The sequence below is a fragment of the Phocaeicola sp. RTP21198st1_B8_RTP21198_201120 genome, assembly GCF_040929485.1.
Taxonomy (GTDB): domain Bacteria; phylum Bacteroidota; class Bacteroidia; order Bacteroidales; family Bacteroidaceae; genus Phocaeicola; species Phocaeicola dorei.
Genome location: NZ_JBCOCI010000215.1, coordinates 1 through 916 on the forward strand (window position 1 = coordinate 1; position 916 = coordinate 916).

At 47.1% G+C, this 916-nt stretch carries 2 protein-coding genes; both read right to left on the minus strand.

From position 1 onward, the window contains the following. Positions 1-212, minus strand: a 212-nt coding sequence (locus tag AB5935_RS24645) for a glycoside hydrolase family 18 (protein WP_368327718.1), incomplete at its 3' end; no start/stop codon positions are given. A gap of 25 nt (positions 213-237) precedes the next feature. Beyond that, a partial coding sequence (locus AB5935_RS24650; RefSeq protein WP_368327719.1) for a SusD/RagB family nutrient-binding outer membrane lipoprotein occupies positions 238-916 on the minus strand: 679 nt, incomplete at its 5' end.

The window sequence follows — 916 nt, forward strand, 5'->3', positions numbered from 1 at the left end:
TTATCCAACCGGGCATAAACGACAGCGTGTTTCGTTGCCTTATACGCACGTAGATTCTGCGTATATGCCGCATATTCTTGCGGATTCTGTTCCTTAAACCCATTCACCTGACTATCGTGTATTTCCATTTCCGTCCAGTCGTCGCAACTGATGGTGGCAACCGACAGGAAAGTAGTCAGTAGGCATAACTTAAAGATTGATTTATATTTCATAATCTCATTGATTTAAAGGTTCGTTCTAGTTTGAAGATTGACTATTCTCAATGGAATGGTCTTTCTTATCCCACCAAAGTTTAGTTCCTGCGGCATCGGGACCATTCAGCATTTGTACAGCTTGATCTATGTATTTCGGATTCCCCGTATATTCATCGGCAGGGAAAGGCAGACGACGGGGACCGATCGTTACATTCACACTATTGTTGGGGTCTTTATTCTCCACGGCAGGCAACAACTTCGGGTAGCCCGTACGACGATGTTCCGCCCATGCTTCCAGTCCCAGCGGGAATATTGCAATCCATTTTTGAGTAATGATACGCTCCAGGTTCCGTTCAAAATTCTCCGCTCCAGGTTCCCAAGCAATCGTAATGGTGCTTACAGCCGAATGACTATACTTTATATCAGCCCCGTCCATCGGGTTCACATAGTCTATAGGCTTTTTCTCTGTATCCTTCACATATCGGTCCGCTCCGGTGGTTCCGCCGCGCTCTTCGAATGAAAGGGCAATCGCCTTTTCATACAATGCCTGCGCATCACCTCCCATATCCCAACCACGCAACGCGCCTTCGGCACGAAGGAAAGTCACCTCCGCCGCATTCATCCAGAGATACGGGTCGGTGCTGGAAATCACCTGCTTCGAGTAAAGATTAATCATGTCGTCTTTCTTCTGGGTGAATATGCCGATACGTACACCATAATAG